We start from the raw sequence: 23,712 nt of genomic DNA, 5'->3' as shown, positions 1-23,712 counted from the left end.
CGGGCGTCTGAAGATCCACATGTGGACAACTTTTGTCGCTGGGACGGGTGAACCTCAATGCTGGACGGACGAAGAGTCGCCTGGTCAGAGCCAATAGGACCACTGAGGACAGCCGCGACGGTCACCGCTTGACTGAAGTCGATCGGCGAGAGATCAACTAAGCGCGGCAAACCACCTTTGATGTCCACAATGGACAAATCCGATCTGCTCGAACAACCCCGATTCAACAGCGCCACCCAGCCGGCAATCAACGCAGCGCTCACCCACCGGGCACGGACTCACGCACCCGACCGCCCTTCTCCAGCCATTCCCACAGCCGCCGCGCCCCCAACCGACGACCGCCCAGCCGAGCGGCGAGTCGGCCACGACAGAGTCGCCCCAACTCGCACAGTGCCCCAATCGACAGACGCACAGCGCCGAACAGCCCTCAAGTCCCAGCATCGCGTCGAGACCTGGCAACCTTTCAACCCTCAACAGCCACCAATCCTCGACGATCCCTTAACCCCAAAGGCCTCTTATCTCCCAGCAACCCTTCAACCTCAGCGGCCCTTATCCCCCAGCGCTCCCTCAACACCAGCGGCCTCTTGTCCTCCAGCAACCCGCAAACCCAGCGGCCTCTTAACCCCAGTAGCCGCTCAGCCCCAGCAGCCTTCGAAACCCCAGCCACCCTGTCGAGCCCCGACAGCCCTATCCACCCACCAGCCCAGCAACCCTCTTAGGCCAAGGCGCCCGCTCACCTCTCCGCAACCGCTAACCCCACCAACACCTCTTAGCCCCACCCCAACCCCTAGCCCCGCCCAAGCCTCTAACCCCACCCCAGCACCTAACCCCGCCCCAGACCGCTTCGCGCGCGCACGCCAGTCCGGCCCCAGCCCCCACCCTCTCCGGGGGGCGTCCCAGGTCCCAGCCTACCGGCAGCCGCCGACAATGGATCTTGAAACAGGCGCGCGAAGATCCACATGTGGACAACTTCTTTCGCTGAACCGGGTGAAACTCCAAACGAGTCAAAAGAAGAGTCGCCTGGTCAGAGCCACCAAGCCCACCAAGGACAGCCCCAACAGACGCGGCCCCCAAGAAGTCACTCAGCGAAAGATCAACCAGGCGCCACAATCCGGCCCCGGAGTCCACAATGGACAAAGATCAACGCCGCGAAACCCCCGGCCAATAAGCAGGCTGCTCCACCCACCCCACCAACCGCCGCCCTCCCCCAGGCGCCGACCCAGCCGCGCCGAACCGGCCGCCGGCGATCACGTACTCCAGGCCCCGCACCACATGCGTCAACTCAGGCTGGTCCGCCAACCGCTGTACGAGGGCGCGTTGCTCGTCCGGTGGGCAGAAGCTCAGGAAGAACACCGCCTGCCGCCACGCGTAGGCGATGTTCTTGACCTGGACCAAGGCCGCGTGCCGGTCCGGTGACCGCTGGCTTGCGCGGCGGGCGATCCAGTCCAGCGCGCGACGAGCCAGGTCAGGTCCGCGAACTCTCAGCCAAGGGGCCAAGTCGAGTGCGTCCACAAGGACGGCCAGGTTGTGGGTGGTCAGGATCTGGCTCTGCTCCAGGACAGCACCATTGCGGGCGACGTAGGACGTGGCGGCGCCTGCGGCGAGGGCTCGGTCGCGGCAGAGGTCGGCGAAGGGGGTGGGCCAGGAGGTGGGGAGGTCGTAGTAGTGGGCGTAGAGGGTGTCGCGCATGGTGCGGCTGGCCACGACCGCGGCGGCGCGCCACTTGTCGGTGAAGCGGCCCATGAAGATGTCGGCGGCGACTTCCTCGACCAGCGGCAGGTCGAGGTCGGCGAGTCGGGCGAGGGCGCGCAGTTCGGTCACCAGGGGGTTCGGGGTGATCGTGTGCGGGAACGCGGCGAGCACCAGGTCCACCGTCTCGCGCAGGGCCCGGCGCGCGCTGCCGTCGTCGGGGCGGGGCTCGGGGTCGGCGACGACCCACGGCAGTTCGGTGAACTGGACCTGCTTGGCGAGGTTGAGCAGCAGCAGGCTCCGCCGGTCGCGGAACGCGGTGTACGTGCGCTCGTGCAACGTCGCCAGCACCGGGTCCGCGATCCGGCCCGCGGCCAGCCGGGACGTGCGCTGCGGGAGCACGGCGGCGATGGCCTCGCTCGAGGTGAGCACGCCGCGGCGGACCAGTTCCGCGGCGGGAGCGTCGAGCGCGCGGCTCAACTTGGTGACCAGGTGCGCGGGCTGGTCTAGGTCCGCGGTGATGGGCTCGACCGCGGGGATGCCGCCGTGGAGGGGGTACGCGCGCAGGCGCTCCACCATCCGAGCGGCGATGTCGGCGTAGGTCGACGACTCGACCGGCTCGACCGGGCGCGGCGTGGTCAGCGCGTTGGCCAGCGCGCGGCGGATCCAGCCGACCTGGCGAGGGCCGAGGTCAGAGCTGTCGCGCGGGCACAGCAGCAGCGCCGCGTGCAGGCGGGCGAAGTTGCTCCTCGGGTGCGCGTGCCTGCCGGTCACCGGCCCGGGAAGATCAGCGAGCCATCGATCGCGCTGCTCCGCCCAGTCGTCCGGCCAGCGCGTGCACGGCCAACCACCGACCACGGCGCCGTCGCGCAGACTCGGCAGCGCGCCGTCCACCGTCCGCGCCCAGAGCGCCACCAACCGCTCGTATCGGGGGTTCCAGACGGTCAGCGTCTCCCGCATAGCCGCGATCTGGGCAGGTACGGTCACCTGCTTCAGCGTGTTCATGACGCTACCGACCGAACGCACACGGACAGCGTCACCTGAGGGCACCGCGATCGAGTCGAAGGTCGGCGTGAACTTCAACCGGTCGATCCACGGCCAGATCACCTCAAGCAGGTCGAACGCCTCTTGGTCCCTACCTGCGGCGAACAGCGCCACCGCGACCGGGATCGCGGCCTCCTCAGGCAGGTCGATCCGATACGTGCCGCTCTTCAGCGCCTCAAGCAGTTCGGCCTGACCGTCGTCGCTGAGGAAGTGCAGGTTCTGCCGCTCGCGCTCGGTCGACCCGGGTGTGGCCGCCCTGAGCCGGGCCCGGTCGTGCCCGGTCAGCGGCTGCTCGGCGAGCAGGCGCCCGGTGGCGAACCCCCCGTGCACGACCTCGACGGTCACCCACGGCGGCACCCCACTCACCGGTGTCCGGCTGCCGACGGTCACCCGACCCGCGCTGATGCCGTCGAGGACAGCCCGCCACTTCCTGGCCTTGGCCGCGGCGCCCCGGCCGCCCTCGCCCAGCGTCGCCAGCGCCCGCAGCCACTGCCCGTACGCGTAACCAGACACAGTCGACTCCCCAGGCAGCCACGCACGCGAGCACGGCCTCCCCCGGGCAGCGTGTGCTCCTCAGACATGGAGGCGGGACTCGAACCCGCGCCCTCCCGGTCCGAAGCCGGGCGATCTACCGCTGATCTACTCCATGATGTGTCCACAGCATACGGTCCACCCCCGTGAACCCCTTGTTACCCAGAACACCCCGGTATACACAGAACCACCGCGCCTAGAGCATCAAGGGACGCGAGCGGCAAGAGCGTCGGCCTCGGTAGTGGCGTTTGCCTGGTAATAGAGCGACCGCGCGCGCGACCAGTGGTGGGTGGCGTTGGCGTTATCTCCGGTGCGTGACTCCAAGTCGCCCAGGTCGCGGTGCAGGTGGGCGAGCTCGTAGTCGTCAGGCACGGCGGTACGGATAGAGAGGCTGCGTTCCAGGTGGTCACGGGCGGCCGCGAGGTTGCCGTTGGTGAGGTAGGCGCGGCCGAGTTGGTTGAGCGCGGTGGCCTCGCCGTGGCGGTCGCCGACCTCGTGGCTGAGGTCGAGGGCGTGGCGGAAGTGGGTGAGTGCCTGGGGGATGTCCCCCGCGTCGAGGTGGGCGCGGCCGGTGTCGAGGAGTGACTCCCATTCGAGCCAGCGGTCGCCGATGGCGCGGCTGACGGCGACGGCCTGGGCGAGGTGGGTGAGCGCGGCGTGGTGGTCGCCGCGTTGGAGCAGGGCCTCGCCGAGGGTGTCGAGGGTGGCGGCCTCGAGGCGAGCGTTGCCGAGGCCGCGGAAGGTGGTGAGGGCGTCGGTGAGGGGGGTGAGGCTTTCCTCGGCGCGGCCCATCCGGACGAGCGTGTGGCCGAGGTTGCGCTGGGAGAGGGCACGGCCGAGGTCGCTACCCGCCTCGGCGCAGCGGGCGACCGCGAGGCGGTGCGCGGCGATGGCCTCGTCGAAACGCCGCAGTTCGGCGTAGGCGTTGGCGATGTTGTTGTGCACGTGGCCCTCACCAACCAGATCACCGACAGCCCGCACCGTGCGCAGCGCGCTGTGGTTGGCCTCTAACGCTTCCCGCAACCTGCGAGTCATGAAGTAAGCGACGCCGAGCGCGCGCAGCATCTCCGCTTCCGCTACCGGGTCACCCAGCGCGGTCGCCGCCGCGGCGCCTTGGCGGCAGAGCTCGACTCGGTCGTGCCAGTGTCCGGTGGCATCGAAGAAGCTCGTCAGCAAGTAGGTGAACTGCCAGGCCGAGTCGAGCCTGCCTAACTCGCGCGCACATTGCGCCACCGCACGCAGGTTGGGCCGCTCGGCGTCAAGGAAGGCCAACGCGCCGTGCCTGTCGTTGAACGGGACCCGTGTGCGCGGATGGCGCAGCGTTGGCGTCACCAGGTCCCGGTTGGGGTCGATCACGCGGTTAGCCTCATCGGCGACCACCAGGTACCAGTCCACCAGCCGCGACAGGGCCAACGCCCGCTCGTCCCGCTTGGCCTTACCCGCGGCGAACTCCCTTACCAGGTCGTGGAAGCGGAACCTGTCCGTGTCGACCTCGGTGATCAGGTGGGCGGCTGACAACGCCTCCAACGACTCCCGCGCGCGCTCTAGCGGGACTCCACACAGCGTCGCCCCGAGGGACGCGCTAACCGTGGTCCCCGGCGCTACCCCCAGCAGCCGGAACATCCTGGCCCTACCGGGCTCCAGCGGATCGTAGGCACTGGCGAACACCGCACGCACGGTCCTCGTGTCGCCCTCTACCGCCAGGGTGTCCAGCCTGCCCGCACCCACGAGCTCCGCGGCCGACTCCGCCACCGAACGCCCAGGTGCCGCGACCAGCCGAGCGGCCGCGAGCCGGAGCGCCAACGGCATCCCCCCGCACAACCGGCTCAACCTCGCCGCCGCGCCCGCCTCCCGGCTTACCCGCTCAGTGCCGATGACCCTGCTCAGCAGCTCTAGCGACTCCGTATGCCCGAGGCTGTCCAGCGCTACCGGACGCACAGCGTGCCGCGTACCTAACGCCGCAAGCGTCTGCCTGCTGGTCACCACGAGCAGCGACCGACCGCTGCCCGGTACTAGAGGCAGCACCTGGTCGGCAGTACCAACGTTGTCGACCAGCACAAGGCAGCGGCGACCGTGCAACAGCGAGCGGTAGAGCGCTGATCGCTCGGTCAACTCAGCCGGCATCCGCTCGTCGGGTACGTCCAACGCGCGCAGTAGATGGGCGAGAGCATCGGCGGCGGTGAGAGCACGCCCAGCGTCTTGCCCGCCCAAGTCCAGGAAGAGCTGACCGTCAGGGAAGCGGTCAGCGACACCGCGCGCCCATTGCACTGCCAGCGAGGTCTTGCCCATACCCGCGGCGGCGGAGATCACCACGACCGGCCGCTCGTCACCCGGGTCGGCGACCACCGCGTCCAGTGTGGACAGCTCGGCTGCGCGGCCGGTGAAGTGCCCGACCCCGGCCGGGAGCTGGGCGGGTCCGCGCGGGGTCGGCCGGGGGTCCAGCTCGGGGTCGCGGCGCAGGATCGCGGTGTGCAGCTCGACCAGCTCGGGGCCGGGGTCCACGCCGAACTCGTCGGCGAGGCGGGTGCGCAGCGCGCGGAACACGCCGAGGGCGTCGGTGTGCTGGCCGCGCCGGTGCATCGCGAGCATGCACAGCCCGGCCAGCCGCTCCCTGGTCGGGTGCGCGGCGACCAGGCGGGGCAGCTCGCGGGCCGCCTCGGCGTGCCCGCCCAGGCGCAGTTCGGCGTCCCACAGGTCCTCCAGGGCGGAGAGCCGCAGCTCGTGCAGGGTGTCGACCTCGCCGCACCCCCAGCTCTCCAGCGCGGCGTCGGCGAAGGCGTCCCCGCGCCAGAGCGCGAGCGCCTCCCGCAGCAGCGGCGCGGCGGCCTCGGCGGCGTCGCGGCCCAGGTGGTCGCGGGCGGAGCGCACCAGCCGCTGGAACCGCAGCGCGTCGACCACCTCGGGCTCGACCTCGAGCAGGTAGCCGGGCTCCCTGGTGCGCAGCACGGTCGGGAAGCCGCAGGCGGTGAGCGCCTGGCGGACCCTGGCGACGTGGCTGTGCAGCGTCTTGACCGCAGTGCGCGGCGGGTTGTCGCCCCACAGGACGTCGATGAGCCGGGACGCGGGGAGCACCGAGCCCGCGTGCAGCGCCAGCACGCCGAGCACCGCCCGCTGGCGGGTGCCGTGCACCAGCGCGCGCCCGGCCGGGCCGACGGCCTCGACCGGACCCAGCACGCGCAGCTCGCCGGGTCGGGTCACCCCAGCTCCTTCCGCGCCACTTGGGTAAAGGGAGCGTAACGACACCGCTGCGCTGCGCAAACACCCAACCGGTTGAGGTGGGGTGCCGCGAAACCGCGAGGTGGTTGCGTTCCGCGACAACCATGCCACAACCGGTCGCGGCCACGCTTCGGTTCGCCCTGTTCACGGCTCGTCCCGCGAGGAGACACCCCGATGCCCACCAGCTCACCCGGCCGCCGCCGGACGGTCATGGCCGCCGCCGCGGCGATGGTCGCCGCCGTCCTGCCCGCCTTACCCGCCGCCGCGGCCCCCGCCGTGGTCAAGGCCGTCCCGCCGCCTGCCGCGAGTCCCTGCGGCCCGATGGACGTCACCTTCGTCATCGACGACACCGGCAGCATGGGCCCGGCGATCGCCAACATCAAGACCGGCATCAACACGATCATCTCGGACGTGGCGACGCTGTCCGGCGGGGACTTCAAGCTGGGGCTGGTGAGCTTCAAGGACGACGTGCGGGTCTTCAACGACCTCGCCGCGGGCAACCAGGCCGCGGTGACCGCCGCGGTCAACGGGCTGGTGGCCACCGGCGGCGGGAACACCCCGGAGGCCTCCGACGAGGCGCTCAACACCGTGGTCAACAACCTGCCCGCGCTCGGCCGCCCGCAGACCGGTGACTTCGTGGGCACCTGGCGGTCCAACGCGACGAAGATGGTCGTGCTGGTGACCGACGCGCTGCCCGGCGGGTTCGACGACGCGCACACCGCCGTCGACGTCACCAACGCCCACCAGCGGGCCCTCGACGCGCAGAACGACATCAAGATCAGCAGCGTCTACATCCCCACCGGCGGGGTGTCCGCTCCGATCGTGTCGATCATGCAGGACTACGCCAACACCACCGGCGGCGTCTACACCCTGGCCGCGGCCAACGGGTCCAACACGGCGACGACCATCCAGCAGTCCCTGCGCAACTGCAGGCGCACCGACGTGTTCATCCGCGACCACGGCGCCGACACCGGCGTCGAGCCGCACGGCCTGAACCCGATCTGGACCAGCCCGGACATCACCGTCTGCCCGACCGCGGCCCCCTGCGCCGGCGCGAACCCGGTCGTCGGGTCCACCAGCTACATCCACGTCAAGCTCAACAACCCCGGCCCCAACGGCTCGGGCACCGCGACCGGCAACCTCAAGCTGTACTACACCGCCCAGGGCGGCGCGGCGGTCTGGCCGACGCACTGGACGCACATCAACACCGCGGTGAACGTGACGGTGCCCGCGGGCGCCACGAGCGTGGTCGTCCCCTGGAACGGCGTGCCCGGCCCCGGCCACTTCTGCCTGCTGGCCCGCTGGGAGTCCGCGACCGACCCGATGACCTTCGCCGAGGGCCCCAACACGCTCACCAACACCCGCAACAACAACAACATCGCCTGGCGCAACGTCGACACCGTGCGCGTCGTGCCCGGTAAGCCCACCACCCGGCCGTTCACCCTGGGCAACCCGAACCCGCGGGCGCTGACGAACCTGGTCTTCACCGCCCCCGAGGGCCCCTTCGCGGGCAAGGTCGTCATCGACCTCGGCCAGACCCTGGCCGCCCGCTGGAAGGAGACCGGCCAGAAGGGCGAGGGCATCCGCCAGGTCGGCGAGACCCGCTTCGAGATCGCCGACCCCAAGCAGGCCCGCTTCCTCGGCCTGACCATCGACCCCAAGGAGCGCTTCGAGACCAAGCTCGAGTTCACCGCCACCGACCAGACCCGAGCCGTCCTCTGGCTCAACCAAACGGACGAACGAGGCGAAGACCTCGGCGGCGTCGAGTTCCGCCTGACCACCGGCTAACACCCGCGGGGTGAGGAAAACGGCGAGCGGCCCGGCCACCGGCGCGGGACCCCCGGGCCGCTCGCCCACCGCGCGGGAGGGCGCGACTCCTCACCACCCAGCACCTCAGCCCCGGACCACAGCCCGACCACACCCCAGTGGCCGGGCCGTTCGGCTGTCCCCCGCGCCGCTTTGGCCCTCGTTTGACCGTCCTCATCGGACCCGATCCTCGCTCGCGCGCCCCGCTCTCGCCGCCCCGCTGACCGGCCGCCCCGCTGGCCTCGGCCTCGCGCGCGCACGCCAGTCCTGCCCCAGCCCCCACCCACTCCGGGGGGCGTCCCAGTGCCAGTCTATCGGGGGGCACCGACAGTGGATCTTGACACGGGCCGCCGAAGATCGGGATGTGGACAACTTCTGTCGCTGGAACAGGTGAAAGTCAGGGGTCGATAGCGAGGAGAATCCCTGGTCAGGGCCGTTGCGGCGCGGTCGGAGCGTCGGACCTGGGCAAGTCGGTTGGAAGGTGATCGTTTAGCGGGGTTCCACACGGCTGATCGTCCACAGTGGATTCTTCGGCGGCCCGGCGCTCAGACTGGGGTCACGCCCAACGCCGACGACCAAGTTGTCCAGTCCGCAAGCAGGCGGAGAAGACCCCGGCCAGCATCGCCGAGCGAACACACTTAGCCCGAACCGGAACTCTTGCCGCGGACCGGGTCACCTACACCACACCAGGACTCCTACGCCGCAGCGACCGCTTCGCGCGCGCACGCCAGTCCGGCCCCAGCCCCCACCCTCTCCGGGGGGCGTCCCAGGTCCCAGCCTATCGGTACCCACCGACAGACGATCTTGAAACAGCCGCGCGAAGATCCAGATGTGGATAACTTCTGTCGCTGAACTGGGTGAAAGATCAGGGCACCAAAGCACGAAATCCGCTGGTCACAGGCACAAGCGAAGAACCAGAGCCCCCCACCGAAGCAAGTCGGCCAGCAGGTGATCGACGAGAGGGCATTCCGCGCGCCAACAGTCCACAACGGACAGACAACGAGAGAACGGGCCCGGCCACCGAAGCGGCCGGGCCCGTCGACAAGGGCACTGCTATCGCTTGGACTTCACCGTCACCGGGACCTTGGAGAGGCCCAGGGTGCCCGCGGACGGGGAGAAGATCTCGACGTAGAACTGGTCGTCGGGGAGGGATTGGTCGGGCTTGAGGCGGATGGTGGCGGTGCCTCGGGTGGAGCCGGTGGGGATGGTGATGAGGCCGTCCTTCACCGGGTAGTAGCCAGGGGGGTTGTTGCCGATGTGGATGGTTCGGTAGTGCAAGGTGATCGGGGCGCGCGCAGGGGTCGAGGTATGGACACCCACCTCCGCGGTGCCCTCGTAGCGCCAGCAGATCTTGCCGCCGTCGAGTGAGGTTTCTACCGGGGGTAGGTCGTCGTCGATGATTTGGCCGCGGCCTCGGTCTCGGGTGATGACCAGGTTCTGGGCGCCGTAGAGGCGGAGGGCGAAGGCTTCCTCCGGTTCGGGGGCGCTGTCGCGGACGACGCCGACCACGACGGCGGTGGCCGTGGTGGAGTCGGTCCAGGTGAGGGTGCCCGACGCCGCCACGATGTCGGACGGGGTGGTGGTGATGTGCTCGGTGACGTAGTTGACCGAGCCGGTCGCGGTGCAGCCCGGGTCGGTCGCGACGGTGACCGCGAAGGCGAACCCGGTGGTGCCGGGACCACCGGTGCCCTCGTACTGCCGGTAGTCACCCACGGACACCGCCGCGGGCCCGCAGGCCGCCGTCGACCAGGTCTGCGCTGGCACGACCGGCAACGCCACGGCGACCGCGGCCGCCGCGAGCAACAAAGCCCTCATGGACATACCCCTCTCTCAAAGCGCCCCGAGTCTGGTTAGCGCATCCCGGTTGTGGCGCGGTTGTGAGGGTGGTCCGAGCCTCTTACCCGAGCTCCTTCGCCAGCTTCAGCGCGGCGACGCTGACCCGTTTCATCTCGGCCTTGTGCGCGGCAGGGTCCTCGTCACGGTCAGCGCTGTCCGACTCGGTTATGACCACGTCTCGGTCCATGGTCGTGGCGGAAAAGCCACCCCGGCTCAGGCGATCCAACCCGGGGACGTTAACTCTCTTCTCACGCAACAGGTCGTTGACGCTACCGGTTTCGTCTTGACGAACGAGTAGTTCGAGCTTCTCGGCACCAGCTCGATCCGGCATACGCACAACGGCTATAGAGGTGTAGACAGTTCGACCGCTGTCGGTGGCGGTAAGGAACACCGCCCGGGTCAACTGCCTGCACGGATTCGCTATGAGGAACTGCTTGACCTTGCCGTAAGCGTGCTCGGCGCAGTCGCTATCGCGGGCAGGTTCGACGGTCTCCCCCATCCGCTGGAACAGGTACTCGCTGGCGGGGGCCGTTGGCGTCACCGGCGGCGGGTCGTCGTTACCCGAGGTCAACCACACGATGAACCCCACGAGCAAGGCAGCGACAACGATCCCCGCGGCAGGTAATACCCACCTCGGCCGACGCGGAGGCACCACAAGCTCAGCAGGTCCAGGCAAGGGACCGGGAACAACGGGCAGGGTCACCGTGGCCGCTTCCATCGTCAGCGCGGGTGCGCCGACCGGGGCCAAGCGGGGACTGGTCAGCACCGGGCTGGCGCTGGCGGTCGGGGGCGTCGAGGCCCCCGGCTGCGACCTGGGCGACCAGGGCAGCTCGTCCGGCAGGGTACTCACGATCATCGCGGGAGCGGACACCGGCTCCGTGGGGCGCGGGGGGAACTTCGGCACCGCGCGCAACGGCTGATCGGGTGAAGGGTCATGGTCCGACACGGCGTGGACAGTAGCGTAATAGCCCCGTTATACAACGATCGTGGCCAGAGACACACCGTGCAACCGAAAACGGCTACTCAAATCTTGTCGTGTCCCCGCCACCGCGCCGGATGATTTCCGGTTCGCCCTCGGAGAAGTCCACGACCGTGGTCGGCACCGTCCCGCACTCCCCGGAGTCGAGGACCGCGTCGAGCACGTGGTCCAACTCCTCCTTGATCTCCCAGCCCGACACCATCGGCTCGGCGTGGTCGGGCAGCAGCAGCGTCGAGGACAGCAGCGGCTCGCCGAGCTCGGCCAGCAGCGCCTGGGTCACCGTGTGCTCGGGGATGCGCACGCCCACGGTCTTCTTCTTCGGGTGCAGCAGCCGCTTGGGTACCTCTTTCGAGGCGGGCAGGATGAACGTGTAACTACCCGGGGTGGACGCCTTGACCGCCCGGAACACCGCGTTGTCCAGGTGCACGAACTGCCCGAGCTGGGCGAAGTCCTGGCAGACCAGGGTGAAGTGGTGCCGGTCGTCGAGGCGGCGGATGGCCCGGATCCGGTCGATGCCCTCCCGGTTGCCCAGCGCGCAGCCGAGCGCGTAGCAGGAATCGGTGGGGTAGGCGATCAGTCCACCGTCCCGCAGCAGGGCCACGACCTGCGCCAACGAGCGCCGCTGCGGGTTGTCCGGGTGCACGTCGAAGTACTTCGCCATGACGGGAGTCTACGGACCGGCGGCGACCCCGACCGAAACGCCGCCCGGCGACAGGCGATCCTGTATACGGACACGAATGGGCTAACAGTGAGCGGGAGCGACGTGACACGGTGGAGTCTTGGCGTCGACCTGGGCACGAGCTTCTCGGCGGCGGCCATCGCCACGGCCGAGCGGGTCGAGTCCATCGAGGTCTCCGGTGAGCGCCGAGTCCCCTCCACGGTGCTGCTCGACGAGTCCGGGCGGCTGGTCGCGGGCACCCTGGCGCAGCGGATGGTCGGCCGGGCGCCGGACCGCGCCGAGCGCAACCCCAAGCGCTACGTCGGCCGCCGCCCGATGCTGCTCGGCGGTGAGCCGGTCACCGTGCAGCGGGCGATGGCGGCGCTGCTGGAGCTGTTCGTCACCGAGGCCCGCAGGCGCTTCGACGGGGCCGCGCCCGCGTCCCTGGTGTTAACCCACCCGGTGGCGTGGAGCCCGGCGCAGCGGCAGGTGCTGCTGGAGGTCGCCGAGGTAGTGCTACCGGGCAGGCCGGTCGAGCTGATCGAGGAGCCCGTGGCGGCCGCGGTGCACTACAGCCACACGCACGCCGCGGACGGCATCGGCGGCCGGGACAGCGTCGCGGTCTACGACCTGGGCGGCGGCACGTTCGACACCGCCGTGCTGGCCGTGGAGGGTTCCGGCTTCACCGTGGTCGGCGCCCCCGGCGGCGACCCGGAGATCGGCGGCGAGACCTTCGACGAGCGGGTGTTCCACCACTTCGGCGCCCAGCTGACCCGGCTGGCCCCCGAGTGGTGGGAGCAGGTCAGCACCAACCCGGACCGGCGCTGGCTGGCCGCGGCGGGCGAGCTGCTCACCGAGGCGCGGCTGGCCAAGGAGTCGCTGTCGGACTACGAGGACGCCAGCCAGTACGTCGCGGGCGCCGACATCGACGTGCGGATCACCCGGGCCGAGTTCGACGCCCTGGTCGGCGAGGACGTGCGGCGCACCACCCGGCTGCTCGCGCAGAGCATCGAGGGCAGCGGCCGGGCGCCGGGGGACCTGCGGGGGATCTTCCTGACCGGCGGGGCGAGCCGGATCCCGCTGGTGCAGGACACGCTGCGCGCCCAGTACGACGGATTGGTGCGCACCTGGCAGGACCCCAAGACGGTGGTGGCGCTGGGCGCGGCCCGGTGGGCGCAGCGCGCGCTCAACGCCCGCCCGGTCACCGCGCCGCGGCGGACCGGGACCGGCGCGGGCTTCCCGGTGCTGGCGACCGACGTGGTCGACGCCCAGGCGGTCAACGGCGCCCTCTACACCTGGAGCACGGGACCCGAGGGGCACGTGGTGCGCAAGCTCGACCGCGGCGGCCGGGTGGAGCGCGAGCTGCCGATGGCGCGGGTCACCGGCTGGACCATCAGCGACGACCTGGTGCTGGTCGCCGAGCGGCGCGAGCAGGCGGTCCGGGTGCACGCGCTGAGCCCGGAGCTGATCATCCGCTCGACCACCGACCTGGTCACCGCGCACGACCCGTGGCTGGTCGCGCAGGGCGGCCTCGGCTGGGTGTTCCTGCGCGGGCCGGGGACGCGCGCGGTGGACAACTCGGTGGGCCTGCCGTGGGGCGAGACCGGCGACCTGCAGGTGGTGGTGATCCGCCCCGCGACCTCGTTCGCCCCGGTCAACGCCGCGCCGCGCCCGCTAGGCCCGGCCGCGACCTGGTACATCAACGAGGACGGCGCGCGCCGCAGGCTGCTCGACCCGGCCATGCCCACGTCTGTCCCGCCGACCGCGCTCGGCGACGGCCGGGGCGCGGCGGTGGTCCTCGGCAAGATCACGAAGCGGCGGACCGGACTGCGCTCCAGCGTCGTGGTCCCGAGCCAGACGGTGGCGACGGTGGACTCCGACGGGAACCTGACGGTGGTCGCCGAGCAGCAGGACGCGACGGCGCTGTGGGTGCACCAGGTGGTGCGGCGCGAGTCCTGGTACCTGGGCACGAACGTCGGGCTGGAGACGTACGTCGGCACCGACCGCAAGCTGTTCGTGGAACGGCCGCGCGCGGGCGCGGTGCGGTGGGTGGCCACGGCGAACCGGATGTACGGGGTGGTGCAGGACTCGCTGGTGCCGAACCGGGGACTGGCCCTGCACCTGTACGACGAGCGGTCGCCGCGTCCGCTGGGGACCTTCCCCGGCCTGCTGGGCAACCTGGCGTCGGTGGTCCCTGCCGAGGCGGCGCGGCTGCGGGTGGACGGCGAGCTGCTGTGGCTCGGCGCGCAGGTGGGCGAGGGGACCTCGCAGGTCCTGCGGGTGAGCGGCGGCCGCGTCGACCAGGTCGCCGCCGCCGAGGGCTGGCTCGAACCGGTGGGGCAGGGCTTCGCGCTGCACTCCCCCGAGACCCCACCCGGCGACTCCCGAACCGCCCCGGCGACCCTGGTCCGGCTGCCGGAGTAGGTCTGCCTAGCTCTCCCGTGGGACGGCGAGGAGCGTGTCCTCGGTCCGGCCGCGCAGGGTCGTCGTAGTCGTGGTCTGCCAGTGGGAGGCTTCGTCGGGGTGGGCCTCGGCGACGGCGTGTGATGAGGCGAGGAGTTTGCCGGGGGTGGACTTGGCGAGTTCGGTGAGGCGGGCGGCCTCGTTGACCGGGTCGCCGATGACGGTGTACTCGAAGCGGCGTTGGGCGCCGATGTTGCCCGCGACCACCTGGCCGGTGGCGACGCCGATGCCCGCCTGGCAGGTGGGCAGCTCGTCGGGCAGGCGGGCGGCGATGGCCCTGGCGGTGGCGAGGGCGCGGCCCGCGTGGTCGTCGAGCGGCAGGGGGGCGCCGAAGACGGCGAGGGCGGCGTCGCCGACGAACTTGTTGATGGTGCCGCCGTGCCGGTCGACCTCGTCGACGACGACGGCGAAGAAGCGGTTGAGCAGGGCGACCACCTCGGTCGGCGGGCGGGTCGCGGCGAGCGCGGTGGAGCCGACCATGTCGACGAACACCACGCTCACCCGCACCACCCGCTGGTCCACCTCGGCGGCCAGCGCGGCCTCGGCGACCTCGCGGCCGACGTGCCTGCCGAACAGGTCCCTGATCCGCTCGCGCTCGGCGAGCCCGTCGGCCATCCGGTTGAACCCGGCCTGCAGCAGCCCCAGCTCGGTGCCGTCGTACACCGGGACCCTGGTGTCGAGGTGCCCCTCGCGGACCAGCCCCATGCCGTCGCGCACCGACCGGACCGGGCCGACGATGGCCCGCGCGGTGAACTCGGTGACCAGGAACCCGAAGACCAGGACGACGCCGGTCAGCACGATCACCGTCACCGCGAGCCTGGTGGTCGGCACGGTGTCGCGCACCAGGGCGAACACGGCGACCAGCAGCAGGCCCGCGACCGGCACGCCGGTGCCCAGGCACCAGAACAGCAGCATCCGCACCCGCACACCCGTCCCGCCGAGCGGTTCGTCGCCGATGGCCCTGGCCGCGACCGGGCGCAGGGCGAACTCGCTGAGCAGGTAGGCGTTGGCGCACACCACGATCCCCGCGAACCCGGCGGTGAACGCGACCGTGAACACCAGTGCGGGCTGGATGACCAGCACGATCCCGGTGAACAGGACCGTCGCCAGCCCCCACAGGAACGCCTGCATGAGGGTCAGCACCAACGGCACCCGCACCGTCGCCCGCCGATCCCGCTCGGTCGGCGGCCGGTCGTCGATCGCCCACCGCACCGCCCGCAACGCGCGCCCGGTCCCCCACACCACCCCGAACGCCAACGCCACAACGACGTAGCACGGCACGCCGACCCCGACCATCAACCAGGTCGCGCCGACCGGGCCCGGACCCGGGATCACCCAGGTGGACAGCACCACGGCGACCACGGCGCCGATGACGTTCGCGACCACGAGCGTCACCGTGAGCAGCCCCTGCACCCGGACCCGCAGCACCATCCCCCGCTGGTCCGCGGGACCCAGCAAGCGCGACCCGAACGGTCCAGCCTGAGCCATCACCGGCTCAGGCTACTCGCGGGTACCGGCGCACACAGCCCATCGGCGGGCCAACTCGGCGGAAAGGGAAGGACTCGACCGCTGTCCATCGAACTGTTGGGGCTTGGCGGCAAGGGGCGCGGTCAGTCTGGTTGGCGCAGGGCGGATTCGAGGGCGTTGTGGAGGGTGGCGGCGCGGTCGAGGAGTGTGGTGGCGGTGGTGAGGTTGGGGGCGCCTTCGCCGAGGGCGGGGGTGGACAGGTCGCGTTTGCGGGATTCGAGGGCTTTGTGGCGGGCGGCGAGGGCCTCGTCGATGTGCTGTTCGGTGGTGGTGCGCCAGGTGAGGGTGGCGCGGTCGACGGCGAGGGTGATGTCGGTGGTGGCGGCGGTGAAGGCGTCGCGGATGGCGGTGGTGAGGGCGGCCTTGGTGCGGGTGGTGGCGGCCAGGCGGCGTTTGTGGGTGAAGAAGCCGACCGCGAGGGCGGAGCCGATGGCGACCGGGGCGAGCGGGGAGAGAGCCGCAGCGCCGAGGATGGTGGCGAGGTAGCTGACGCTGCCCGCCATCATGACGGTGGGCAGGCCCTCGGCGAGGACGTCGAAGCGGGCGGCGCCCGGCCTGGCCGCGTGGCCGGTCGGGGCGTCCGGGCGGGTTAGGATGGCGAGGTCGACCACGGGGGCGTCGACGCCCATGGCCTTGAGGTAGCTGTCGAACGCGGCGGTGGCGACGTCCTCGACGGCGGCGGTGATCTCGGTCCAGGCGGCGGCGAGGGACTGGTCGAGGCTGTCGGGCAGCGCGGACAGGTACGCCTCGATCGCCCGCCCGGAGCCGAGGTCCGCGACCTCGTTCTCGTACGTGCGGCGGTACCCGTCGAGGATCACCTTGGCACCGCGGGAAGCCTCCCGCGCCAACAGGTGCTGGTCCAGCCCGGCGACCCGGCGCGCACGGCGGCGCTCCGCCAGGTCGGCGAGCTCGGCATCCACTTCGGACAGTCGAGCGGCGACATCGGCCTCGTCGGCGGATTCGACGGCGGCGGCGTCACCGGCGGTCTCGGCCAGGTCGCGGGCGGCGGAGGTCGTCACCGTCAGCACGCCACCCGCCCGGATCAGCTCACGACGCAGCGCCCATCGGCCGATCAACCGCTCCAGGGCCGGAAAGCCACTGCGCTCGCGCCGGACCGCCGCGCGCTCGTCCGCTCCCGCCTGCGTCAAGGCGAGAGCCGCCTCAGCCAGCTTCGCGCTCACCGGTAGCCAGGGCGCGGCGAGCAAACGCTTGCCCACACGGGGATCGAGCGCCTCCACCGCCCGGGCGAGCCGCTCGCGGTTCTCGGTCAACAGTTCCCGCCATCCGACCGAGTCCTCCACTTTGGTCATCACGAACGCGATGGTGTGCACGCGCGCGGCGGCCTCGGCGAGGAAGTCCAACTCGTGTCGCAGGATCGGTTGGTCCTGCGCGCTCACGGCGAACAGCAGTGCGTCCGCCCCACCGAGCGCGGCGACCGTGGCGTGCCGATGTCCGGCGGTGAGACTGTCCACCCCGGGCGTGTCGACCAGCCGGACGCCTTGCAGCACAGGGTGTCTGACTGTCACCTCTACCCCGGTCACCCCGCGTCTCAGAGCCGGGTCTCCCAGCACAGACGCGTACTCGGCAAGCCGCGCCGGGTCGACGACCTCAACCTCGTCACCCCGGCGGACCGACGCCGCCAGTTCGTCCCCGTAGGACAGGGCGATGTGCGTCTCGCTGGCGATGTCCGCGTCGACCGGGAGCAATCCGGACACGCCGACCAGCGCGTTGACCAGCCTGCTCTTGCCCCGCTTCTGCGCTCCGGCGACCACCACCGTCGCGGTCGACTCGGACCACCGACCGGCCTGCGCGGCCAGCACCCCGGCGACGTCGGCCCGTTCGCACCGCACCGCCAACCCGTGGGTGTCGTTGGCCAACCGCAACACCTGGCGGACGACATCGTGACTCACGGACGGCTCCCAGCGAGGTTCTCGAACGCGGCGCAGGCGACCTCGACCGCGCGGCGGATCGGCGGTGGCAGCGGGCGGTGCAGCATGGCGCGCAACCGGATCACCACTTGACTGCTGTCCACACCGGACATATCACCATCGAGCAGCGCACCGACAGCACGACGGACAGGGGCGGCGAGCAGCGGTTCGTCGCGGAGGCGTTCGATCAACGCGCGGTCTTGGTCGAGAGCCGAGTCCGCGATGTCCTCCAGGGTGGCGAGCACGTCCTGGGCGCGGTGTCCGGCGACGGTGGGCCCGGCCATCTGCGCGAGTTGACGCCAGGGGCGTGTCGCTTGGCGGGCAGCGAGCACGATCTCCGCCGGAGACGCGGTCGGAGGCAGCCCGAGGCGAGCGGCCGGGGTGTCGCCGCGCACCAACCGGAACAGCCGGTCGGTCATGTCCTGGTCGAGCACGAGCGCGTTGGTCGCGAGCGCGGCACAGGCCGCCAGGGCGCGGAGTCCGGCCAGCTCGTCGGCCAGCGGCCGGTTTTCCTCCACAGTGGACAACAGGCGGGCCACCACGCTCTTGTCCGGCCCGGTGCCGAACCGCGATCCCAGTGACCGCAACCGCACGACCGCCGCGTGCGCCTTGAGCAGGTCCGCGTGCCGGGTGAACCGGCGCACCACGTCCACCAGCCCGGGCTCGGCGAATCCCGACCGCGCGATCAATTCCCGGTGCACCTCGTCGAGTCCCGCGCGGGGATCTCGGCGCAGCAGGTCGACGGCGACCGTGATCCCGTAGCGGTGCAGACGGTCCACAAGGGACTGGTGAGCGGGCTCGGCGGTGAACTCGGCGAGGTCCAGCAGCAGGTCTTCCAGCACGACCTCGGGCAGTGAGGCCAACTCCCGCAGGGCTTCCAGGTCGGCGGGACGCAGGGTGCGGGCGCGGCCGGTCTCGGCGAGCAGGCCGATCACCGGGGTGACGTCCAGCACGGTCGGCCCCAGCTCGGCGGCGGCGCGCGCGGTGAGCCTGCGGGCGACCGGCCACGGGTCGGCCTCGTCGGCGCGCCGGTCGACCTGGCTGAGCACGGCGGCGGTGTTCACCGCGGTCAGCCCGCAGGCCGCCGACAGGCCGCGGAACTCGGCGAGGGTGTCGGCGTCGAAGCGCTGCACGTAGCGGAGCACGTAGACCAGGGCCTGCGCGTGCTCGGCGGCGGCGTCACCGAACAGCAGCGCGCGGGTCGCGTCCTCGGAGCTGACCGTGTTCAGGCCGGGGGTGTCGATCACCGTGACGGTCCGCAGCCACGGGTCGGGCAGGCGCACCCGCAGGCGCGCGATGTCGGCGGCGGCCAGGTCGGTCTCGCCAAGCGGGGCGCGCCGGGTGTCGCCGTTGGTGTACTCGACGAGCACGTGCGGCTTGGGCCCGTACTCGTACCAGGTCACGATCCGGGTGCACTCCCCCGCGTCCACCGCCGCCACGGACCGGCCGAGAATGGCGTTGATCAGGGTGGACTTGCCCGCGGACACCGCTCCGGCGACGGCGAGCTGCAGCGGCCGGTCGAGCCGGTCGGCGGCCGCGGTGAGCTCGGCGCGCAGGTCGGGATCGGTCGCGCGGGACGCGCCGTCGCGGCAGAGGGCGCGCAGCACCGCCGCGGCACCGCGCTCGGGTCGTGTCACCAGTCCACTCCAGGAAAGCCGTCGTCGGCAGCACCCTCCCCATCGGTGTCGGGGTCCACATCGCTACCTGGGTCGTGCGCTCCTGGGTCGTCTGCGCCGAGGTCGAGGGCTGAGTGGGTGTCCTCGAAGTCCGGCAGCAGGTCGGGCTCGGGCGCGGCGGCCTCGGGGATCTCGGGGATCTCGGTGAAGGTGACCTCGAACATCGCCTCGGTGAGCGCGGGGTCGGGTGGGGCGACGCTGTCGAGCAGCAGCTCACGCAGCGCGTCCTGGTCGAACTCCTCGGTCACGACCTGCCTCCAGGGGATAACACCGCGCGGGGCGGCGGCGAAGCACAGGGGTGACCACACCCTCGTGACCGGGACGGAGCGCGGTGACCGCTGGGCCATTCCCCGACCTGGAGGCCGACCTGGTCCAGGCGGCCGCGGCGGGCGACCAGGCCGCGTTCCGCACGCTGTGGGCCGGGGCCGAACGGCGGGCGTACGCGCTGTGCGTGCGGCTGACCGGCAGCCACGCCGACGCGGCGGACGCGCTGCAGGAGACCCAGATCGCCGCGTGGCGGGGACTGGGGCGGTTCACCGGGACGTGCTCGTTCGCGGTGTGGGTGTACGCCATCGCCCGCAACGCCGCCCTCGGCGTCCTGCGCACCCGCACCCGCCGCGGCGAGGTCGACCTGGACAGCGTCGCCGACCCCGCGACCGGCCCCTTCACCGACGCGGTGGGCGACACCCTCGACGTCCGCGCCGCACTGGCCACCCTGCCCGCCAGGCACCGCGAGGCCGTCCTGCTGTGGGCGAGCGGCCTCACCTACGCCCAGATAGCCACCGTCATGACCGCCCCCACCAACTCCATCCGCGTCTGGATCCACCGAGCCCGCCACACCCTCCGCGACCGCCTCAGCCCCTGACCCGACCTGCCCGCCGCACAAACTCCCGACACGAAGCCCCCCACGCAGACTCCCAGCGCGAGGCCCTCCGCCGTGCGGGCTCCCGGACCGCATGCCTTCGCCACGCGGTCCCTCACCAGGAAATCCCACGTCGCGCAGCCGACCGGCCGGACGGCAGACCCCACCCACCCGGGGGGCCACCCACTTCCAGCGTACCGGTTCTCGGGGCCTGTCAAGGGGTTCGCGCCGGGGCTGTGGATGGTTTCGGGGGTTGTGGACAAGTCGGCCGGTGCCGGGCATGGGGGCTCCTCAGCGGTAGCGGACTCTTCGGCGGGACGGTTGACCTTCGGCGGGGTGGATAGCCATCCGCGGATGGTTGGCCCTCGGCAGGATGATCGGCCTTCGACGGGATGGTTGGCCCTTCGCGGGACCGGTTGGCCATCGGCGGGGTGGTTGGCAGTCGGCGGGACGGTTGGCCTTCGACGGAGTGGCTAGCCGTCGGCGGGACGGTTGGCCCTTGTTGGGGTGGGTGGCCCTCGGAGGGGGTGGTGGTTGAGCGGTAGCGGGCGGGCAGGGGCGAGCGGTGTGTTGGGAAGGCGGTGGCGGGTGGGGTTAGCGGTAGAGGATGACCTCGGGGAGGCGGAGGACGGTGCCGTGGTCGAGGTAGCCGGGTTTGCGGGTCTCGGCTACCCGGTCGCGGAAGTCGGGGCGGGGGGCGGGGACGGTGCCGGAGGCGGTGTGGTGGTGGGGGTCGAACAGGGCGCCGTCGGCGGTGATCTCGGTGATGCCGGTGGCGTTGAGGGCCGAGAGGAGCCGGTGCGCGAGGTCGGGGGCGCGGTCGCCGAGCTGGTCGCGGAGGCGGATCGCGCAGTCGACCAGGGCCGCGCGGTCCGGCGTGCCCGCCAGCAGCCGCGTCACCTGCTGGCGGATCGCGTCACCGGGCGCGTGGTCGCCGACCAGGCGGAGCACGGGGGCCAGCCCCGCGCCGTCGTCCGCCACCGGCACGGGGGCCGCCGACCCGAACTCCGCCACCGGCACCCGTGACCGCCGCCGCACCACCAGTGCCAGCGCGACCACCACCACGAGCAACCCGATCAACGCGGGCAGCACCCACCCCGACCACCACGCGGGCTCGACCTGCGGCGGACCCGGCATGGGCGTCTGCGTCATCTGCTGGACCCCTCCCGGAACCGACGAACTCCCCGGTGCGATCGGGGTGGTCACCTGCGCGCCACCCGCAGGCACCGGTACGGCGGTGGTCTGGGCGTGCGCGGGCAGCGCCAGCAGCAACAACGAGGCGATCAGGCAGGCGAGGACGCGGGTCACGGGCTGATTCTTCACCCCTCGAGCGCCGCCTCGGCCCGGGACAGCGCCCGGTCGGTCTCGATGGAGACGTCGGTGGCGGTCTCCTGGGCGTGCACGAGGGCCTCGCGCTGGGCGTTGCCGAGGTTGATCTCGTTGCGGACCTCGTTCTGGTGGATCTCGCCCTCCAGCGACCGCGAGTGGGCGGCGGCGTTGTCGGCGCGCTCGGTGGCGGCGGCGACCTCGTCGGCGGAGACCGAGCCGGGGTCGACGGCGTCCTGGTAGATGGTGTGCGCGTCGGCCAGGCCGCTGCTGGTCATGTCCACCACGGCCTGGGTGCCGCTGGGGATGTCGTACAGGTCGGGGGTGGGGGCGGGCTCCGGGTAGATGGGCTCCACCTCGTCCACCACCGGCTCGGTGGTGCTGTTGTCGATCACGACGTCGGCGTAGCCGTCGGAGTCCAGGTCGTAGACCTCGACGTCGACCAGCCCGTCACCGTCCACATCGGACGTCACGATGTCGGCGACCTGGTCGCCGTCGGTGTCGAGCATGGTGGTGTCCGCGACGCCGTCACCGTTGCCGTCGGCGATGTACAGGTACCCGTCCATGTTGCCTCCCTCAGGTGCTCTTACCGACTAGATGCTCCGGAGGGCCTGAGAGTTACACCGACTTTTCGACGAGTTCGTCCCCTATCGCGATGCGGCCGCCTACGACCACCGACAGCTTGGTTCCGAAGGTGACGCCACCGCTGTCGGCGCGCCGGTACTTGGCGAGGGTGCGAAGCGGTTCCGGTCCGGCGCGGGTGCCCTCGACCTGGTCGACCTGCACCACCGCGCAGCGCACGGCGAGCCTGGTGAAGCCCAGCCGCACCGGCCCGATGGCGCAGTGCCGCAGCTCGTCCTCGGCGTGCGCGGGGAGCCCGTCGACGACGATGTTGGGCCGGAACCGGTCGATCGGCACCGCGTCCCCGCCGATCCGCTCGCACAACCGCCGGTACGACGCGACCGAGAGCAGGTGCACGGCCGCGCTGTCGGCGAACCCGGACACCCCCGACGTCGGCCCCTCGATGACCCGGTGGTGTTCCGGCGGCACCCGCACCAGCCTGCTCGGCGCCCCCAGCACCTCGGAGATCCACCCGGCGACCTCGTCACCCTGGTCGATCGCGCGGTACGGGTCGCCGAACATGGTGACCCCCACCCGGGGCCCCTCGGTGTCAACTACCACCCCGACCTCACCGAACCCACCCGCCGACAGGGTCAGTTTGCCGCCGACGACCTCGGGCCGCACCACCGCCAACCGAGGATCCCGCCGCTGCGTCCGCCCGACCCCACCGGGCCCCACCACCAGGAACTCCCGATCGTGGGCGAGCCCCATCATCCCCACATCGACCGCGCTGTGCGCGATCCCGGCGCACCCCTTGACCGGAAAACTCCGCAACCCCACGACGGTGATCACCCCACCGACGCTACCGCGAAGAGACGGGAGCGCGGCCCCGCCCAGCTGATCGGGGGGCTGTCAGAAGACTTGGCCGGGGCCGCACTCACCTGTTCGCCCCCCACCCACACGGCGTTACACCCCCACCCCCGCACCACACCATCGAGTGGATCACACCCCCATCACCCCAAACCCCTGCTAGGAAGCCCACCCCCACTCCCCTCCACCAACGGCGATCCCACCCGGCCCTCCCGATCGTCGGCTCGCACGCGCCCCACACAGGCTTGGTCCCAACGGCCCCACACGGGCGATGGTCCTCAACGCACCTCTCGCAGGCCTTGGTCCTAAAACGCCCCTCTCAGGCGTTGACCGAACCGCGCTCCTCGGAGTCGCTGGTGCCAGCTGCTCGATGGGGCGGACTTGTTTTGCGTGGGGGGACAGCAGCCGTAGCGTCGTCCACGCGGCAGGACCTGCTTTTCGGCCCCTGCTTTGTGGTTCTGCCCGGGTGTCGTAGGGGCCCTTGGTCTCAATCGGTGGATGCGCCATGTGTGGGATGATCTTCGTGTCGGAGTGATCGGAGATTGTTTCTGTGCGTGGTGTCGTGTTGGGTCCGGACGATCGGGAAGTGATTTCGCGGGAGTTGCGGGCGGGTCGCTCTTTTCGGTCGGTCGCGTTGATGCTGGGACGGCATCATTCAGTGATCGCTCGTGAGGTGGCCCGGAACGGCGGACGGGATGGGTATCGGGCGATGGCGGCCGATCGTCGGGCACGGAAGAAGC

General features: G+C 71.3%; 17 protein-coding genes and 1 tRNA gene. 5 read left to right on the top strand and 13 right to left on the bottom strand.

Going from position 1 to position 23,712, the window contains the following annotated elements; all coding sequences use genetic code 11:
• Positions 1–1,140: 1,140 nt before the first annotated feature.
• The 3 genes from BMY07_RS33150 to BMY07_RS33140 all read right to left on the bottom strand — a co-directional run bounded on the left by BMY07_RS33150 (position 1,141) and on the right by BMY07_RS33140 (position 6,462).
• Positions 1,141–3,246 (bottom strand): hypothetical protein, encoded by a 2,106-nt coding sequence (locus BMY07_RS33150; RefSeq protein WP_092787272.1) that lies wholly within the window; start codon positions 3,244–3,246, stop codon positions 1,141–1,143.
• Positions 3,247–3,310: 64 nt separating this feature from the next.
• Positions 3,311–3,382: transfer RNA gene (locus BMY07_RS33145), tRNA-Arg, on the bottom strand.
• An 86-nt stretch (positions 3,383–3,468) separates the two neighbouring features.
• Positions 3,469–6,462 carry an AfsR/SARP family transcriptional regulator gene (locus BMY07_RS33140; protein ID WP_245782803.1) on the bottom strand — a complete coding sequence of 998 codons (2,994 nt, stop codon included), beginning with the start codon at positions 6,460–6,462 and terminating at the stop codon, positions 3,469–3,471.
• A 192-nt stretch (positions 6,463–6,654) separates the two neighbouring features.
• Between BMY07_RS33140 and BMY07_RS33135 the strand changes: the two genes are divergently transcribed.
• Positions 6,655–8,268 (top strand): vWA domain-containing protein, encoded by a 1,614-nt coding sequence (locus tag BMY07_RS33135; protein ID WP_245782802.1) that lies wholly within the window; start codon positions 6,655–6,657, stop codon positions 8,266–8,268.
• 1,071 nt (positions 8,269–9,339) lie between these two features.
• Here the strand turns inward: BMY07_RS33135 and BMY07_RS33130 are convergent.
• Together BMY07_RS33130 and BMY07_RS33125 are read right to left on the bottom strand one after the other, a co-directional pair.
• Positions 9,340–10,101, bottom strand: a complete 762-nt coding sequence (locus tag BMY07_RS33130) for a Calx-beta domain-containing protein (protein WP_143073773.1) — start codon at positions 10,099–10,101, stop codon at positions 9,340–9,342.
• Between the two features lie 82 nt (positions 10,102–10,183).
• Entirely contained in the window at positions 10,184–10,711 is a 528-nt protein-coding gene (locus BMY07_RS33125) for a hypothetical protein (protein WP_143073772.1), read from the bottom strand.
• 115 nt (positions 10,712–10,826) lie between these two features.
• Here BMY07_RS33125 and BMY07_RS33120 point away from each other — a divergent pair, with 115 nt between their 5' ends.
• Positions 10,827–11,042, top strand: coding sequence for a hypothetical protein (locus BMY07_RS33120; RefSeq protein WP_092787267.1), 216 nt, complete (start codon positions 10,827–10,829; stop codon positions 11,040–11,042).
• A 99-nt stretch (positions 11,043–11,141) separates the two neighbouring features.
• Here the strand turns inward: BMY07_RS33120 and BMY07_RS33115 are convergent, their stop codons facing one another.
• On the bottom strand, positions 11,142–11,762 hold the full coding sequence (locus BMY07_RS33115; protein WP_092787265.1) for an L-threonylcarbamoyladenylate synthase: 621 nt from the start codon (positions 11,760–11,762) through the stop codon (positions 11,142–11,144).
• A gap of 102 nt (positions 11,763–11,864) precedes the next feature.
• On the opposite strand from BMY07_RS33115, the gene BMY07_RS33110 reads away from it, so the two are divergent.
• The gene (locus BMY07_RS33110) at positions 11,865–14,183 is read left to right on the top strand and encodes an Hsp70 family protein (RefSeq protein WP_092787263.1); all 2,319 of its coding nucleotides are present in this window, start codon (positions 11,865–11,867) and stop codon (positions 14,181–14,183) included.
• A gap of 6 nt (positions 14,184–14,189) precedes the next feature.
• Here BMY07_RS33110 and BMY07_RS33105 read toward each other — a convergent pair whose 3' ends face one another.
• From BMY07_RS33105 to BMY07_RS33090, 4 genes are all read right to left on the bottom strand, one after another.
• A complete protein-coding gene (locus tag BMY07_RS33105) occupies positions 14,190–15,710 on the bottom strand; it encodes an adenylate/guanylate cyclase domain-containing protein (RefSeq protein ID WP_092787261.1) in 1,521 nt (506 codons plus the stop codon).
• A gap of 122 nt (positions 15,711–15,832) precedes the next feature.
• The gene (locus BMY07_RS36020) at positions 15,833–17,659 is read right to left on the bottom strand and encodes a dynamin family protein (protein ID WP_092787259.1); all 1,827 of its coding nucleotides are present in this window, start codon (positions 17,657–17,659) and stop codon (positions 15,833–15,835) included.
• Entirely contained in the window at positions 17,656–19,314 is a 1,659-nt protein-coding gene (locus tag BMY07_RS33095) for a dynamin family protein (RefSeq protein WP_177215942.1), read from the bottom strand. Before BMY07_RS33095 ends, BMY07_RS36020 begins: the two co-directional genes overlap by 4 nt.
• Positions 19,311–19,601, bottom strand: a complete 291-nt coding sequence (locus BMY07_RS33090; protein ID WP_092787255.1) for a hypothetical protein — start codon at positions 19,599–19,601, stop codon at positions 19,311–19,313. Before BMY07_RS33090 ends, BMY07_RS33095 begins: the two co-directional genes overlap by 4 nt.
• A gap of 83 nt (positions 19,602–19,684) precedes the next feature.
• On the opposite strand from BMY07_RS33090, the gene BMY07_RS33085 reads away from it, so the two are divergent.
• Positions 19,685–20,218 carry an RNA polymerase sigma factor gene (locus BMY07_RS33085; RefSeq protein WP_092787253.1) on the top strand — a complete coding sequence of 178 codons (534 nt, stop codon included), beginning with the start codon at positions 19,685–19,687 and terminating at the stop codon, positions 20,216–20,218.
• Between the two features lie 591 nt (positions 20,219–20,809).
• On the opposite strand, the gene grpE is transcribed toward BMY07_RS33085, so the two are convergent.
• Genes grpE through BMY07_RS33070 form a run of 3 tightly spaced genes read right to left on the bottom strand, consistent with a single transcriptional unit; the run spans position 20,810 to position 22,954 of the window.
• On the bottom strand, positions 20,810–21,523 hold the full coding sequence (gene grpE, locus BMY07_RS33080) for a nucleotide exchange factor GrpE (protein WP_092787251.1): 714 nt from the start codon (positions 21,521–21,523) through the stop codon (positions 20,810–20,812).
• An 11-nt stretch (positions 21,524–21,534) separates the two neighbouring features.
• Positions 21,535–22,107: a hypothetical protein gene (locus BMY07_RS33075; RefSeq protein ID WP_092787249.1), complete on the bottom strand. Its 573-nt coding sequence runs from the start codon at positions 22,105–22,107 to the stop codon at positions 21,535–21,537.
• Positions 22,108–22,159: 52 nt separating this feature from the next.
• The gene (locus tag BMY07_RS33070) at positions 22,160–22,954 is read right to left on the bottom strand and encodes an MOSC domain-containing protein (RefSeq protein ID WP_092787247.1); all 795 of its coding nucleotides are present in this window, start codon (positions 22,952–22,954) and stop codon (positions 22,160–22,162) included.
• A 568-nt stretch (positions 22,955–23,522) separates the two neighbouring features.
• Between BMY07_RS33070 and BMY07_RS36340 the strand changes: the two genes are divergently transcribed.
• The coding region (locus BMY07_RS36340) for a helix-turn-helix domain-containing protein (protein WP_177215941.1) at positions 23,523–23,712 on the top strand (190 nt) is incomplete at its 3' end.

Source organism: Actinokineospora terrae, from assembly GCF_900111175.1.
Classification (GTDB): Bacteria; Actinomycetota; Actinomycetes; order Mycobacteriales; family Pseudonocardiaceae; genus Actinokineospora; species Actinokineospora terrae.
Note: the sequence above shows the minus strand (reverse complement) of the source record. Positions and strands in the feature narration are given on the sequence as shown.